Origin of the sequence: Rhodoferax saidenbachensis (assembly GCF_031457975.1) — a bacterium.
GTDB classification, from domain to species: Bacteria; Pseudomonadota; Gammaproteobacteria; order Burkholderiales; family Burkholderiaceae_C; genus Allorhodoferax; species Allorhodoferax saidenbachensis_A.
Genome location: NZ_JAVDXO010000004.1, coordinates 92,484 through 106,899 on the forward strand (window position 1 = coordinate 92,484; position 14,416 = coordinate 106,899).

Genomic DNA, 14,416 nt, shown 5'->3' on the forward strand with positions numbered 1-14,416 from the left:
GCTGCCGGCCTGAAGACGCACCACCAGGGCCACGTCAGAGGAGATGCTTACTTGATCGCGTCCCAGCTCTTCTGGATTTCGTCCGCCACCTGCTGGGCGGTTTGACCACCCGAGTAGTTGACCATGCCCTTCCAGAAGCTGCCCGCACCCACAGCGCCGGGCATCAGATCGGAACCGTCAAAGCGGAAGGTGGTTGCGTTGAGCAAAATCTCGCCTTGCTTCTTTTGGGCCTTGGTCTTGTACTTGTCCAGGTTCACACCCTTGTGCGGCGTCAGGAAGCCGGGGCCGTCCGCCATCCAGATTTCATGCGCTTGTGGGCTTTGCATGTAATCCATGAAGGCGTGGGCGCCCTTGCTGTCCTTGGTGATGGTCAGGATCGTGCCGCCACCCAGAACCGGGTTGCCGAGCTTCTTGCTGGCAAACGAGGGGAAGTAGAAGAAGTCTGCATCGTCCGCCTTGCCTTCGGGGAAGAAGGCAGGGATGAAGGACGCCTGGCGATGCATGTAGCACTTGGGTGGGGAGCCAAACAGACCCTTGGGGCTGTCCTTGAAGCTCACGGTGGCCACGGCCTTGGCGCCACCATCCACATAGGCGTCGTTCTTGGCAAACCAGCCGTAGGCTTCGATAGCCTCGACCACGCGCTTGTCGTTGAACTTGACCTTGTTGCTCACCCAGCCGTCATACACCTCGGGGGTTTGCGTGCGCAGCATGAAGTCTTCCACCCAGTCAGTGGCGGGCCAGCCGGTGGCCGCGTCCGAACCCAGCCCGATACACCAGGCTTTGCCGCCATCCGAGGCGATCTTCTTGGTCAGGGCTTGCAGCTCTTCCATGGTCTTGGGCACTTTGTAGCCCTTTTCCTTGAAGTTCTCGGGGATGTACCAGACCAGGCTCTTCACGTTCACGTTGTAGAACAGGCCGTAGAACTCATTCTTGCCCGCCTTGTTGGCGTAGGTACCCAAGTCTGCCCAGGAGGTGCCAGCGGCGTAGTTCTTCTTCACCCATTCTTTGGACTTTTCGCCCAGGGGCACCAGACCACCGATAGCGGCCATGTTGGCGGCCAGACCGGGCTGGGGGAACACCGAGATGTTGGACGGCGAACCGGCCTTGATGTCGATCACGATTTGCTGCTCGGAGCTTTGGGAGCAGGAGTGCTTCACGGTGGCACCGGTGGCTTTTTCAAAGCCATCGATCACCTTCTGGAACGACACCTCTTCGGCGCCCGTCCAGGGGCAGGTGATGGTGACCACTTCACCCTTCAGATTGGGGCCTTTGTAGTCGGCAGCGGCCATGGCCGGGCTGACCAGGGTGCCCAGTACCAGGGCAGACGCTCCGGCAATTACGGTTTTCTTGAACATCGTCTCTTCTCCTCTTGGTGCGCCACGGCCCATCCGCGGTGCTTTAAAAATTCAGGGGTGGCACGGCGTCAGTCGACGCGCCGGCCCTCGGCGTTGAAGCGGTACAGGTGCTCGGGCGAAAAGCCCAGTTCAATGGTCTTGCCGGGCTCCAGCGCCAGCGTGCCATCCATGCGTGCGGTGATGTCGCCGTGTTCGCCTGCGGTGACGTAGGCAAAGGTTTCGTTGCCCAGCTGCTCGGCGTGCTTGAGCGTGCCCTGAATGGGACCGCCGGCCTGCACCTTCAGATGCTCGGGGCGCAGGCCCACAGTGGCCACGTTGTGGCGCGCGGCAAATTCTCCGCCAATCAGGTTCATCTGCGGTGAGCCAATGAAGCTGGCGACAAACAGGCTGGCAGGCTTGTTGTACAGCTCCAGCGGGCGGCCGACCTGCTCGACCCGGCCCTTGTTCAGCACGACGATCTTGTCGGCCAACGTCATGGCCTCGACCTGGTCGTGTGTCACGTAGACCATGGTGGCGCCCAGGCGGCGGTGCAGCGTGGCCAGCTCCACCCGCATCTTGGTGCGCAGGGCAGCATCCAGGTTGGAGAGCGGCTCGTCAAACAAAAACACTTTGGGGTCGCGCACGATGGCACGGCCAATGGCCACGCGCTGGCGCTGGCCGCCTGACAAGGCCTTGGGCAGGCGGTCCAGGTATTCAGTCAGCTGCAGGATCTCGGAGGCTTCGCGCACGCGGCGCTCAATCTCGGCCTTGGGCGTCTTGGCAATCTTCAGCGCGAAGGCCATGTTGTCAAACACGGTCTTGTGCGGGTAGAGCGCGTAACTCTGGAACACCATGGCCACGCCGCGCTCGGAAGGGCCCAGCTCATTGACGCGTACGCCACCGATGTTGAGGTCGCCGCCAGAGATCTCTTCCAGACCCGCAATCATGCGCAACAGGGTGGTCTTGCCGCAGCCCGAGGGGCCCACAAACACGGTGAACTCGCCCGGCTCGATATCCAAATCGATGCCGTGGATGACATCCGCTTTCCCATAGTTTTTAACGATTCCGCGCAAACGGACATCGGACTGACTCATATGCATGCTCCTTGCGGTTGACCTGCGGCGCCTCGCCACGCAGCAAAATGTAACCAGATTACAAACACATCCCGTCAGGGAAAACCCTTGAAAACTCTGTTTATCCTCAGTTTTCAAAACCGATTTTGTCCAATGAAGTGCTCAAAGCACCTTTCGATACAAATTCCAGGGCAAAAGTAATAGAGTTACTAGATGGTTACCGGTTTTCGGTAACCCAGAGAGGCATGACCCAGTCCAACAACTCGGCCAAACGGCTCACCACCCACTGCGCCTCCGTGGGCGTCACCACGGCGGCTTCGCCCAGCAAACCCTGGTGGCAGCGCGTCAGCACATCCCCTTCGGCCAGCCCCAGGCCGAACTCCATATCGCGCGCCGTGGTGGTCAGCAGGTTGGCCAAGTCTTCGCACAGCTCGTAGCGCTGGGCTACCTCTTGCCAGGGGGTTTTCAGGCGGTTGCGGCGGGTGTCGGTGTACAGCGCCAGAAAGCTCTGGGGAATCTCGATTTGGTAGTCGTCGGACATGGAGGGGGAGAAGTCGGAGGGGTCAGTTCAGCTCGCGCTGCACATGCAGCAACAGGCCGTCGCACGCATCTTCCACCAGATCGAGCACAGTGTCGAAGCCGCCCGAGCCGCCGTAGTAGGGGTCGGGCACCTCGGGGCTGTCGTGTCGCTGGCAAAACTCGGTCAGGCGGCGCAGTTTGGCCTGGTGCGCGGGGGGCAGATCTGAGAGGTCATAGCCGCGCCGGGCTGCATGGGTTTGGGAACGTGGGTCCGGCGCCTCGCCGGGGTGGTAGTTGTGGGTGCCCGCCGAGTCCACCAGTACGCGGTCTTGCCAGCCCCGTTGCAGCACCTTGTGGCACATGACACCATGGGCCGTGGGGCTGCGGCAGATATTGCCCATGCACACAAACAGCAAACGGTAGTCTGGCATTCGCGCCCCTATTCTCAAATCAAATCAGCCTCTAGCCCCCGTATCCATTGCGCGAGCAGCTCTTGTTTTTATAGCAATCAGGCCAATGGCGGCAGCAAACCGGCGGCGCGCAGCTTGTCTTTCTTGCTGGGCCGGATGCCCTTGATGCCACCACCCGCGGTACCGCCCGGCGCGTCGCTGGCGCGCGGCGCGGGCTCAAAGCCGGGCACCTGCTCGCGCGGCACCAGTTTGCGGTGGCGCTTTTCGATCAAGCGGAAATGCGCCTCCATGTCGGCGGTGACAAAGCTCACCGCCAGACCACTGGCACCGGCGCGCGCGGTGCGGCCAATGCGGTGGGTGTAGTCGGTGGCCGAGCGCGGCAGGTCGTAGTTCACCACCACCGGCAGGTCACTGATATCGATGCCGCGCGCGGCCACATCGGTCGCCACCACCACGCCAATGGCCGAGGCCTTGAAATCCATCAGCACCTGGGTACGCTTGCCCTGGCTGAGTTGGGCGTGAAAAGGCTCGGCCAGCAACCCGGCACGGCGCAGCTTGTCGGCCACCATCTCGGCGGCGTATTTGGTCGCCACAAACACCAGCACCCGGCTCCAGCCCTGCTCGGCAATCAGGTGGCGCAGCAACTGGGTGCGCTGGCTGACATCCACCTGGATGGCGCGCTGGGCGATGTCGGGCTGCTCGCCCTCTTCGGCCACCACATTCACCTCCACGGGGCTGTGCAGACTGGCCTGCGCCATGGCGCGCACCGCGGCCGGAAACGTAGCCGAGTACAACAGGCTCTGGTGGCGCGCCGGCAGCAGGCTGCGGATGCGATCAAGCTCCTGCGCAAAGCCCAGGTCCAGCAGGCGATCGGCCTCGTCCAGCACCAGGGTCTGCACTCCGCCCAGCGTGAGGGCGCGGTGGTCCACCACGTCCAGCAAGCGACCCGGCGTGGCCACCACGATGTCGGTGCCGCCGCGCAGGCCCATAAGCTGCGGATTGATGGACACCCCACCAAACAGCACCGTCACGCGGGCCGCCTGACCGGCGTGCTGGGCCAGGGTACGCAGCGTGTCGCCTACCTGGGTCGCCAACTCACGCGTGGGCACCACCACCAGCGCCGTGGCCTGGCGGGGCTTGTGCGGCGTACGGCTGGTCAGTTGCGCCAGCAGCACCATGGCATAGGCGGCGGTTTTGCCGGAGCCGGTTTGCGCACAGGCCAGTACGTCCTTCCCATCCAGGGCCACGGGCACGGTCTGCGCCTGCACAGGCGTGGGCAGGACATAGCCCTGAAGCACCATGGCATGCGCCAGTGCGGGGGGAATACCGAGGTCGGAAAAGGGCATGGCGTGGGGAGCCCGGTGGGCAGTAAACGGAACGTGGAAGAAAAAAGGGAGGGGCGAGTCTGCCGCAGGCCGGGGGATCAGCCGGCGTAGCCCATCACAGCGAAAAAGTGGCAACCAGTACCGGCCACCACGAAGCCGTGCCAGATTGCATGCGCATAGCGGATACGCGAATCGAGCACAAAGAACACCACCCCCAGGGTGTAGGCCAGACCACCGGCCACCAGCCAGACCAGGCCCTGCAGCGGCACGCGCTCCACCAACGGCACAGCGGCAATCAGCACCAGCCAGCCCATGCAGAGGTACAGGCCGGTGGAAACCCAGGGATGCGAAAGCTTGTCGGTGGACTTGAGGATGACGCCGACCCCAGCCAACGCCCACACCAAGCCAAACAGAGTCCAGCCCCAGGCGCCGTACAGCGCACCCAGTGCGAATGGGGTGTAGCTACCGGCGATGAAAAGGAAGATCGCGCAGTAGTCCAGTTTGAGGAACACCCGCTTGGCGCGCCCGTTGGGCAGTGCGTGGTACAGCGTGGAAGTGAAGTACAGCAGCACCATGGTCACGGCAAACACCACGGCCCCCACCTGGCTGGCGGCACCAAGGTCGCGCGCTGCCGCAATCAGAAAGGGCGCAGCACCGATGGCAGCCAGCAGCGCCAGCCCGTGGCTGACACTGTTGGCGATTTCTTCACCCAGGCTTTGGAGTCGTGCGGTCATACCCCGATTGTCGCAGCTTGGGTCGGGTCTGCGGCAGCCGTTGGCCCGCTGCACGCACCGGAGATGCTGCCGCCGGAGTTACAAAAGTGGCTGCAGCTCCCGCGCCGCATCCAGCAGCACCGGCAGCAGCTCGCTCTGCAGGGTCTGCGGCGTCCAGCGGTGGGGTGCGGCCACCACATTGAGCGCGGCCACGGTGTCCCCCTGCACGTTGCGCAGCGGCACGGCCAGGGCTTGCACGCCCAGCTCGTGCTCTTCGCTGGCTAGGTAGAAGTCTTGCCGCCGCGCTGTGTCAATGCTCTGGCGCAGGGCCTTGGTGTCGGTCACGGTGTGCGCGGTCAGGCGCCGCAGGGGCTGCGCCTTGATCCAGTCGTTGAGCACGGGCTTGGGCAGAGCAGCAAGCAGTAGGCGCCCGGTGGAAGTGGCATGCGCCGGCAGACGTGCCCCCAGGTGCAAGCCATAGGCCAGCACCTGGGTCTTGCCCGAGGGCGAGCTGCGCCAGTCATTGCCGCTGCGAGCCACGATGACCACCTCGTGCCCATCCAGCACCACGGCCGAAAACGACTCCTGCGTGTACGCGGCCAGACGGTTGAGTGTGGGCTGCAGCACCCGTGGCATGCGCGCCGAGGCCAGGTAGCTGCCCGAAAAGCGCAGCACCTTGCTGGACAACCAGTAGTAGCTGCCATCGGTCTCCAGGTAGCCCAGGTAAGCCAGCGTGAGCAAATGGCGACGCGCCGCCGCCCGCGTGATGCCCGCGCGCTGGGCGGCCAGCGTGGCGTTCAGGCGCTGGCGCTCGGTGTCAAAACTCTCCAGCACGGCCATGCCTTTGGCCATGCCGGCAATCAGATCGGCCGGGGCAATGGTGCTGGGATGCAGGGGGACGGAAGAGGCCATGGTGTGGTCTTGCGGCTGATTGGTTTTGCGCGATTATCGCGCAATCACTCCAATTACCGCGCAACACCAGGGCGAGCGGGATGCACAAACAAAGGGGCCTGCCTAAGCTAGGCGCACACCCAAAAACCACGGAGTTTTCATGCGCACCCAAGTCGCCATCATTGGAGCCGGCCCCTCCGGCCTCCTGCTCGGAGCCCTGCTGCACAAGGCCGGCATTGCCAACGTGATCATCGAACGCCAAAGCCCGGACTATGTGCTGGGTCGCATCCGCGCCGGCATTCTGGAGCAAACCACGGTGGACGCGATGGTGGAAGCGGGCGTAGGTGCTGGTGTGGGTCGCGAGGGCATCGTGCACCAACACCTGGACCTCGTGTTCAAGAACCAGCACCACGCCATCGACCTGCACCGGCTGACCGGCGGCAAGGTGGTCACCGCCTATGGCCAGACCGAGGTGACACGCGACCTGATGGAAGCGCGCACTGCCTCCGGCCAAACCACGGTCTACCAGGCTGGCAATGTCAGCGTGCATGACTTCGACGGCCTGCATCCGCAGGTGCGCTTTGAAGCGAACGGCCAGTCGCAGGTGTTGGACTGCGACTTCATCGCCGGTTGCGACGGTTTCCACGGTGTGTGCCGGGCCAGCGTGCCGAAAAACGCCATCCACGAGTTCGAGAAGGTCTACCCCTTCGGCTGGCTGGGGGTGCTCAGCGACACGCCACCGGTATCGCCACACGCCATCATTTACGCCAACAGCGAACGTGGTTTTGCACTCTGTTCCATGCGCAGCATGACGCGCAGCCGCTACTACGTGCAGTGCGCGCTGACAGACCCGGTGGACGCCTGGAGCGACGCGCGCTTCTGGACCGAGCTGAAAAGCCGGCTGGACCCTGCCACCGCCGAACGCCTGGTGACCGGCCCGTCCATCGAGAAAAGCATCGCCCCGCTGCGCAGCTTTGTGGCCGAGCCCATGCGCTTTGGCCGCCTGTTTCTGGCCGGGGACGCCGCCCACATCGTGCCGCCCACGGGTGCCAAGGGCCTGAACCTGGCCGCCAGCGACGTGCGCATGCTGTCGCAGGCGCTGGGGGAGTTCTACACCGAGAAGTCGGAAGCCGGCATTGACGGCTACTCGGAACGGGCGCTGCGCCGCGTCTGGCGCGCCGAGCGCTTCTCATGGTGGATGACTTCGCTGCTGCACCGCTTCCCCGACACCGAAGGCTTCGGTCAACGTGTGCAGGAGGCCGAGTTGGAGTACCTGGTGCAGTCCCAGGCCGCGTCTACCGCACTGGCGGAAAACTACGTGGGTTTACCGCTGCAGGGCTGAACTTTACGGAGGCTTTACACAGCCGACAGCGGGCAGCGGCAAACAGGATTCACAGTCGGGGCCATCACCCCGCCCTCCCTACGCCGCCACCCATGACATTCGCCCGTTCCCCTCTGCTCCTGTTGAGCGCCCTGCTGCCCCTGGCCTTTGTGGGGTGCTCGGGCAAAACCGAAGCGCCTGCCGCCCAAGCCGCCACCGCACCAGGGCCTGCCGCATCGGCCAGCGCCCCCGCAGGAGCGCCCGCCACGGTCAGTACCGTAACAGCCCAAAACCGCGACCTCTCGGTCACCCTGAAGGCCACGGGAACCGTTGCGCCACTGACCACGGTGGACGTCAAATCCCAGGTCACCAGCACGGTGACCCAGGTGCATTTCAAGGAGGGGCAGTTCGTCAAGGCGGGCCAGGTGCTGTTCACGCTGGACGCACGCACCGATGAGGCCAACGTGGCCAAGGCCCGCGCGCAACTGGCCAAGGACAATGCCAGCCTGGCCGACGCCAAGCGCCAGTTCGAGCGGGCCCAGCAGCTGTTCACGCAAAACTTCATCTCGCAAGGCGCGGTAGACACGGCACAGGCACAAGTGGAGGCCGTGACTGCGACCGTAGCCGCCGACCAGGCGACGATAGACGCCACGCGTGTGGCGCTGTCGTACTCCCGCATCACCGCGCCGAACGCGGGACGTGCCGGTGCCGTGAATGTGTACCCCGGTAGTGCGGTGCAGGCCAACGTGACCAGCCTGGTCACCATCACCCAGCTGGACCCGATTGGCGTGCAGTTCAGCATTCCGCAGCGTAACCTGGGCGATGCCCTGCAGGCACTGCAAGGCGGTGGTGCCAGCGTGACGGCCACGCTGGCCGATGGCGGCGGCACCTTCAAAGGACGCCTGCAGTTTGTGGACAGTCTGGTGGACGCCAGCTCGGGCGCCGTCAAGGCCAAGGCGGTGTTTGACAACAAGGACGCCAAGCTCTGGCCCGGTGCGTTTGTAGAAATTTCGCAAACCGTGTCCACCCTCCAGGGCGCGGTGGTGGTACCGCAGGCGGCCATCATCCAGGGTGCACGCGGCACCATCGTGTATGTGGTGGAAGACGGCAAGGCTGTGTTGCGCCCGGTCAAGCTGGTGTACGCAGAGGCAGGTGACGCCGCAGTCACCGGCATCCAGGCCGGCGACCGCGTAGTGCTGGACGGCAGGCAGAACCTGCGTCCCAACGCCCCCGTGGCGGAGCGTGGCAAGGACGCCAAAGACGGTAAAGCCATGGCCCAGGACGCTACCAAGCCCGCCGCACCATGAACTTCTCTGAACTGTTTATCCGCCGTCCGGTGATGACGGTGCTGCTGAACCTGGCCATCGTGCTGGCCGGGGTGATTGGCTTTCGCAGCATTCCCGTGTCCGCATTGCCCAGCTACGACACGCCGGTCATCAACGTGTCCGCATCCCTGCCAGGGGCCAGCCCGGAGACCATGGCCACCTCAGTGGCGCTGCCGCTGGAAAAGCAATTTCAGACCGTTCCTGGTCTGAAAACCATCAGCTCCACCAGCACGCTGGGCAGCACGTCGCTGACGCTGGAGTTTGAAGAGTCGCGCAACATCGACGCGGCCGCGGTGGATGTGCAGGCTGCGCTGCTGCGTGCGCAGCGTGCCCTGCCGCAGGACATGACCAACCCGCCGTCGTACCGCAAAGTCAACCCGGCCGACGCGCCCGTCCTGCTGATTGCGCTGCAGTCACCCTCGCTCTCCCCGGCCGACCTGCAGGACTATGCCGAACACCTGATCTCGCCCACGCTCTCCACCGTGGACGGCGTGGCCCAGGTCAGCATCTTTGGCGCCAAGCGCTATGCCGTGCGGGTGCGCGTACAGCCTGAAGCGCTGGCAACCCGCAACATCAGTCTGGACGAAATCAGCGCGGCCCTGAAGGCCGCCAACGTGAACACGCCCGTGGGCACGCTGGAAGGCCCCAAGCAAACCCTGGTGCTGCAGGCCAACAAGCAGCTGCGCACCGCGGCCGAGTTTGCCGACCTCATCGTCAGCACGCGGGGTGGCACACCGGTACGCCTGCGCGACGTGGCGGTGGTGGAAGACAGCCTGGAAACGCTCAAGAGCTGGGCCACGCTGAATGGCGAAAACTCCATCACGCTGGCCGTGCAGCGCCAGCCTGGCGCCAACACCGTGCGCGTGGTCGACTCCATTCGCAACGCGCTGCCCGCACTGCAAAGCCAGATGCCGCAGTCGGTCAGCATGACGCCGATCAACGACCGGTCCGTCTCCGTGCGCGAGGCGCTGCACGACGTGACCCTGACCCTGATCGGCACCATCGCGCTGGTGGTACTGGTCATCTTCCTCTTCCTGCGCCGCTTTGTGGCCACGGCTATTCCGGCCTTGTCGCTGCCGGTGTCGCTGGTGGGTGCAGTAGCCCTGTTGTGGGGTCTGTCGTACAGCCTGGACAACATCTCGCTGCTGGGCCTCACCTTGGCCGTGGGCCTGGTGGTGGACGATGCCATCGTGGTGCTGGAGAACATCATCCGCCACGTGGAGCATGGGGAGAACTCCTTCCAGGCCGCTTTGCGTGGCGCGCGCGAGGTGGGCTTCACCATCGTCTCGATCTCCACGTCGCTGATTGCGGTGTTCATCCCCATCTTCTTCATGCCCGGAGTGATTGGCCTGCTGTTCCACGAGTTTGCCGTGGTGGTGGGGCTGTCCATCGTGGTGTCGGCCTTTGTGTCGCTGACGCTGGTGCCCATGTTGGCCAGCCGCTTCCTGACCGATGAGGCCCACATGAAACCGCCTGGCGCCGTGGTGCGCAGTTTCGAGCGCGGCTTCAACGCCCTGCTGGCTGGCTACACCCGACTGCTGGACAAGGCGCTGTCTCACCGCGCCCTGATCGTGGGCCTGGCCATTGCCACCTTTGTGGCGACCGCCTGGTTGCTAGTCATCATCCCCAAGGGCTTCTTCCCCGAGGAAGACATAGGCCAGATCCAGGTGACCACCGAAGCCAGCGAAGACACCTCCTTTCCAGAAATGGTGCGCCTGCAGGAACGTGCTGCCGAAATCATCCGCAAGGACAGCAATGTGGCCGCAGTGAGCTCCTTCAACGGTGGCAACGGCGCGCAGAACACCGGCCGCATGTTTGTAACGCTCAAACCCACGGCAGAGCGACAGCCCATGAAGAAAGTGGTGGAAGGCCTGCGCAAGCAGCTGCGCTCCGTGGCCGGCATCAACGTCTTCATGCGGCCCACCCAAAACCTGCAGCTGGGCGGGCGCCAGAGCAAGGCGCAGTTCCAGTACATCCTGCAGAGCGTGCGCGCCGACGAGCTCAACACCTGGGCCACCAAGCTGCAAGAGAAGCTGCGCGCCGACCCCGTATTCCGCGATGTGACCAGCGATGCGCAGCTGCGCGGCCTGCAAGCCCAGCTCAAGATCGACCGGGACCGGGCCAACGCGCTGGGCGTGTCCATCGATGCCATCCGCTCTGCCTTGTTCAGCGCGTTTGGTGAGCGCCAGGTGTCTACCATTTACCTGCCCACCGACAGTTACCAGGTCATCATGGAAGTGGCGCCCGAGGCCAAGCAGGACGAGCATGCGCTGAACGGCATTTACGTGCGATCGTCGACCGGTGCGCTGGTGCCCATGTCCAGCTTCACCACGGTGGAACGCACGGTGGGTCCTTCCTCCATCAACCACGTGGGCCAGTTGCAAGCCGTGACCGTGTCCTTCAACCTGGCCCCCGGCACGGCGCTGGGCGATGCCACCACCAAGATCGATGCGGCGCGCGCGGCGATCCAGATGCCTGTGTCCATCATCAGCACCTATGGTGGTGACGCCGCGGTGTTCAAGAGTTCGCAGGGCAGCCAGACCATTCTGGTGGTTGCGGCGCTGCTGGTGATCTATGTGCTGCTGGGGGTGCTGTACGAGAGCTACATCCACCCCATCACCATCCTGGTCGGCCTGCCATCAGCCGCGGTGGGAGCCCTGGCCACGCTGATGCTGTTCGGGCAAGACCTGACGCTGATCGCCACCATCGGCATCGTGCTATTGATTGGCATCGTGAAGAAGAACGCCATCATGATGATCGACTTCGCGCTGGACGCACAACGCCACCAGGGCATGACGCCGGCGCAAGCCATTCGCGAGGCCTGCATTCTGCGTTTCCGCCCCATCATGATGACCACCATGGCTGCGTTGATGGGCGCCCTGCCGATTGCACTGGGCCTGGGCGCGGGCGCCGAGCTGCGCCAGCCACTGGGCCTGGCGGTGGTGGGCGGGCTGGTGTTCTCCCAGGCCATCACGCTGTTCATCACCCCGGTGATTTACCTGATGCTGGAGCGCTTCAGCGGCACCGGCCCGGTGCTGACGCCCGAGACCTGATCGCCCAGTGAAAGTACCTACGTTACACAATTGTTGAGAAAAACAGGATTCTTATGTAACATCGGTACATACATTATTTGTACCGACCATGGCAACGCCCTCCTCCATCCACGCGAGCTACTTCATCCAGCGCATTGAACATGCGCTGGATGGGTTGCCCGAGTCCGAGCGACGCGTCATGGCGCTGGCCTGCAGCGACCCGAAGGCGTTTCTGGACATGTCGGCCGAACAGGCCTCGCTGCGGGCCAAGGTCAGCAAACCCACAGTGGTGCGGGCCTGCCGGCGCGTGGGTTACGAGGGGCTCACCGAGTTCAAGCGGCATCTGGTGCTGTACCTGGGCTCGTCGTCGCACGACCTGCCCTATGTGAACTACTCGCTGAAACACCAGGACGACATCGAGAACCTGGGCGCCAACCTCAGCAGCAACCTGATTTCCGCCATTGACGCGTTCCGCAAGTCGGCCGGCTTTGGGTCCATCCAGCAGGCGGCGCAGGCCATCAACGCCGCACTGGACCGCCATGGCCATGTGCTGTTGATGGGCGTAGGCAATTCGGGCATTGTGGCCACGGATGCGCAGCACAAGTTCTACCATCTGGGGGTGAACTGCACGGTTTGCCAGGACACCGACCAGCAAGTCATCACCGCCACCATGGCGCAGCCGCAAGACTGCCTGATCGCCTTCTCCACCTCGGGCCGCACGGCAGACCTGGTGCACGCAGCGCAGATCGCAAAAAAAGGCAAAGTGAAGATCGTGGCGGTGACCAAGACCGGTTCCCCGCTGGCGCAGGTGGCCGATGTGGTGATCCCCGTGGAGCACGACGAAGACAGCAACCTGGCGCTGCCCATGGTCTCACGCGTGCTGCAGCTGCTGGTGGTCGATATCCTGGTGATGGCCGTGGCCACCAAGCGCAGCCCCCACCTGGCCCCCCAGCTCAAGGCGCTGGAGAAGAACATCAAACACAAGCGGGGACATCTGTAGGTCCCCGTCCATTCACCCTGTAGTCAGAACCCTTTTTCAATTGGAGCAACCATGTCCGCCACTTTCGAAACCCGCCCCTGGGGCTCCTTCACCGTGCTGGACGAAGCGCCCGGCTACAAGGTCAAACGCATTACCGTGACCCCGGGCCAAACGCTGTCGCTGCAACTGCACCACCAGCGCGCTGAACGCTGGGTGGTGGCGGCCGGCAAGGCCGAAGTGACTGTGGGCGAAGAGGTGGTGGAGCTGAAGATTGGCGAGACGGTCTACATCCCCGTGGGCGTGAAGCACCGCCTAGCCAACCAGGGCCCGGAGACACTGGAGCTGATCGAGCTGCAGATGGGGCCGTACCTGGGGGAAGACGATATTGTGCGGTTTGAAGACCGTTACGGCCGGGCCTGAATAGATTGGGCAGGACTCTCAAGTTCCCTAAGTTTTACGCCGCACCTCCACCTTCTATCAGTTCCTTCAAGTTCTGTTCCCTATTCGTCCCACAATCTGTTGATTGCATTCGTGTTCGCCTAAAGGTGGGCGTGAGCGCGGATTCCCGGGCCGTGACTCAGCGCTTGCCAAATGGCCACAGCTGGCGAACGGTGCCCCACGGTCCTTGATCCAAGCGCAACTGCGGCGCCTCCCCTTTCCTGAGTACGTCCTCCGCTGTAATCAAGTGATCGACCCGGTCGATGATCTCCTGCGCCTCGATCGACACACTGCGCAACTTGATTTTTTCGCTCAGCAACTGGTCGCGCAGACGCTCCAGCGCCTTGCGGAACGCTGGCAGCTGATGCAATCGATCCCCATTCGCCAGCTCCTGCTCCAGCCAGGCAACGCTCTCCTGAAACCGCCTCACTGTGAATTCTGGGGGTAGCAGGCTCGGATTGGTTTCGTCGCTATCCGGTGGCCGCCATTTGGGCTTAGATATCTTGATCCGTGCGTAGTCGTTCAGATGTTCCTGGGCTTCGCGCATGGCCATGCTCTTGGCCTCAGTTCCATGCAATTCAAAGTCGGTCCATAGGCTGCAGCCCAGGAAGCGTAGGCCACCGAACTCGAAGACTTTGTCTTCCAAGAAGGCAATATCCAGTGCTACGGCCTTCTCGCGCATCTCGCGCAGATGTCCACCCCAGTGGCGGCCGTAGAACTCATGGTTGCCGGCGACGTAAATGATGGGTTTGTCAGGGAAGGACTCCCGGGCCCAGCGCAGGCCTCTGTGACCTTCTGCGATGTCGCCAGCCAGGATGACCAGGTCGGCATTGGTGCCGATACGCTGGCCTTCGTGTTCAAGCGCCATGGGCTTCAAGTCCAGGTGCAGGTCGGACAGGATTACCAATTTCACCATTGATCTAGCCTCGCCATTGTCCATCGCCTTTGCTGTGCCATATGAGGTCGGAGAGGAGCGAGCTGCGAACTTTGGAAGGGAAAGAGTGCAATCGGGTCCATAGAGATTCACTTGTTCGTGGACCAGAATACGAGCACTAA

Annotated in this window: 13 protein-coding genes; 5 read left to right on the top strand and 8 right to left on the bottom strand. The window is 63.4% G+C overall.

The annotated features are described in order from the left end of the window. Positions 1–47: 47 nt before the first annotated feature. From J2X15_RS10350 to J2X15_RS10380, 7 genes are all read right to left on the bottom strand, one after another. The gene (locus tag J2X15_RS10350) at positions 48–1,355 is read right to left on the bottom strand and encodes an ABC transporter substrate-binding protein (protein ID WP_310342319.1); all 1,308 of its coding nucleotides are present in this window, start codon (positions 1,353–1,355) and stop codon (positions 48–50) included. A 68-nt stretch (positions 1,356–1,423) separates the two neighbouring features. Continuing rightward, positions 1,424–2,428, bottom strand: coding sequence for an ABC transporter ATP-binding protein (locus J2X15_RS10355; protein WP_310342321.1), 1,005 nt, complete (start codon positions 2,426–2,428; stop codon positions 1,424–1,426). A 196-nt stretch (positions 2,429–2,624) separates the two neighbouring features. Then, positions 2,625–2,948, bottom strand: coding sequence for an ATPase with chaperone activity (locus J2X15_RS10360; RefSeq protein WP_310342324.1), 324 nt, complete (start codon positions 2,946–2,948; stop codon positions 2,625–2,627). A 22-nt stretch (positions 2,949–2,970) separates the two neighbouring features. Continuing rightward, entirely contained in the window at positions 2,971–3,357 is a 387-nt protein-coding gene (locus J2X15_RS10365) for a low molecular weight protein-tyrosine-phosphatase (RefSeq protein ID WP_310342326.1), read from the bottom strand. A 77-nt stretch (positions 3,358–3,434) separates the two neighbouring features. After that, positions 3,435–4,682: a DEAD/DEAH box helicase gene (locus J2X15_RS10370; protein WP_310342329.1), complete on the bottom strand. Its 1,248-nt coding sequence runs from the start codon at positions 4,680–4,682 to the stop codon at positions 3,435–3,437. Positions 4,683–4,759: 77 nt separating this feature from the next. After that, positions 4,760–5,395, bottom strand: a complete 636-nt coding sequence (trhA, locus tag J2X15_RS10375) for a PAQR family membrane homeostasis protein TrhA (protein ID WP_310342332.1) — start codon at positions 5,393–5,395, stop codon at positions 4,760–4,762. A gap of 78 nt (positions 5,396–5,473) precedes the next feature. Then, on the bottom strand, positions 5,474–6,286 hold the full coding sequence (locus tag J2X15_RS10380) for an IclR family transcriptional regulator domain-containing protein (RefSeq protein ID WP_310342335.1): 813 nt from the start codon (positions 6,284–6,286) through the stop codon (positions 5,474–5,476). 139 nt (positions 6,287–6,425) lie between these two features. Between J2X15_RS10380 and pobA the strand changes: the two genes are divergently transcribed. The 5 genes from pobA (at position 6,426) to J2X15_RS10405 (ending at position 13,342) form a co-directional block, all read left to right on the top strand. Next, a complete protein-coding gene (gene pobA, locus J2X15_RS10385) occupies positions 6,426–7,607 on the top strand; it encodes a 4-hydroxybenzoate 3-monooxygenase (protein ID WP_310342337.1) in 1,182 nt (393 codons plus the stop codon). 92 nt (positions 7,608–7,699) lie between these two features. Continuing rightward, positions 7,700–8,893 (top strand): efflux RND transporter periplasmic adaptor subunit, encoded by a 1,194-nt coding sequence (locus tag J2X15_RS10390; protein WP_310342339.1) that lies wholly within the window; start codon positions 7,700–7,702, stop codon positions 8,891–8,893. Then, a complete protein-coding gene (locus tag J2X15_RS10395) occupies positions 8,890–11,964 on the top strand; it encodes an efflux RND transporter permease subunit (protein ID WP_310342342.1) in 3,075 nt (1,024 codons plus the stop codon). Before J2X15_RS10390 ends, J2X15_RS10395 begins: the two co-directional genes overlap by 4 nt. An 88-nt stretch (positions 11,965–12,052) precedes the next feature. After that, positions 12,053–12,943, top strand: a complete 891-nt coding sequence (locus J2X15_RS10400; protein ID WP_310342344.1) for a MurR/RpiR family transcriptional regulator — start codon at positions 12,053–12,055, stop codon at positions 12,941–12,943. Positions 12,944–12,994: 51 nt separating this feature from the next. Beyond that, a complete protein-coding gene (locus J2X15_RS10405) occupies positions 12,995–13,342 on the top strand; it encodes a phosphomannose isomerase type II C-terminal cupin domain (RefSeq protein WP_310342346.1) in 348 nt (115 codons plus the stop codon). 157 nt (positions 13,343–13,499) lie between these two features. On the opposite strand, the gene J2X15_RS10410 is transcribed toward J2X15_RS10405, so the two are convergent. Then, a complete protein-coding gene (locus J2X15_RS10410; protein WP_310342348.1) occupies positions 13,500–14,276 on the bottom strand; it encodes a metallophosphoesterase in 777 nt (258 codons plus the stop codon). Positions 14,277–14,416: the final 140 nt, after the last annotated feature.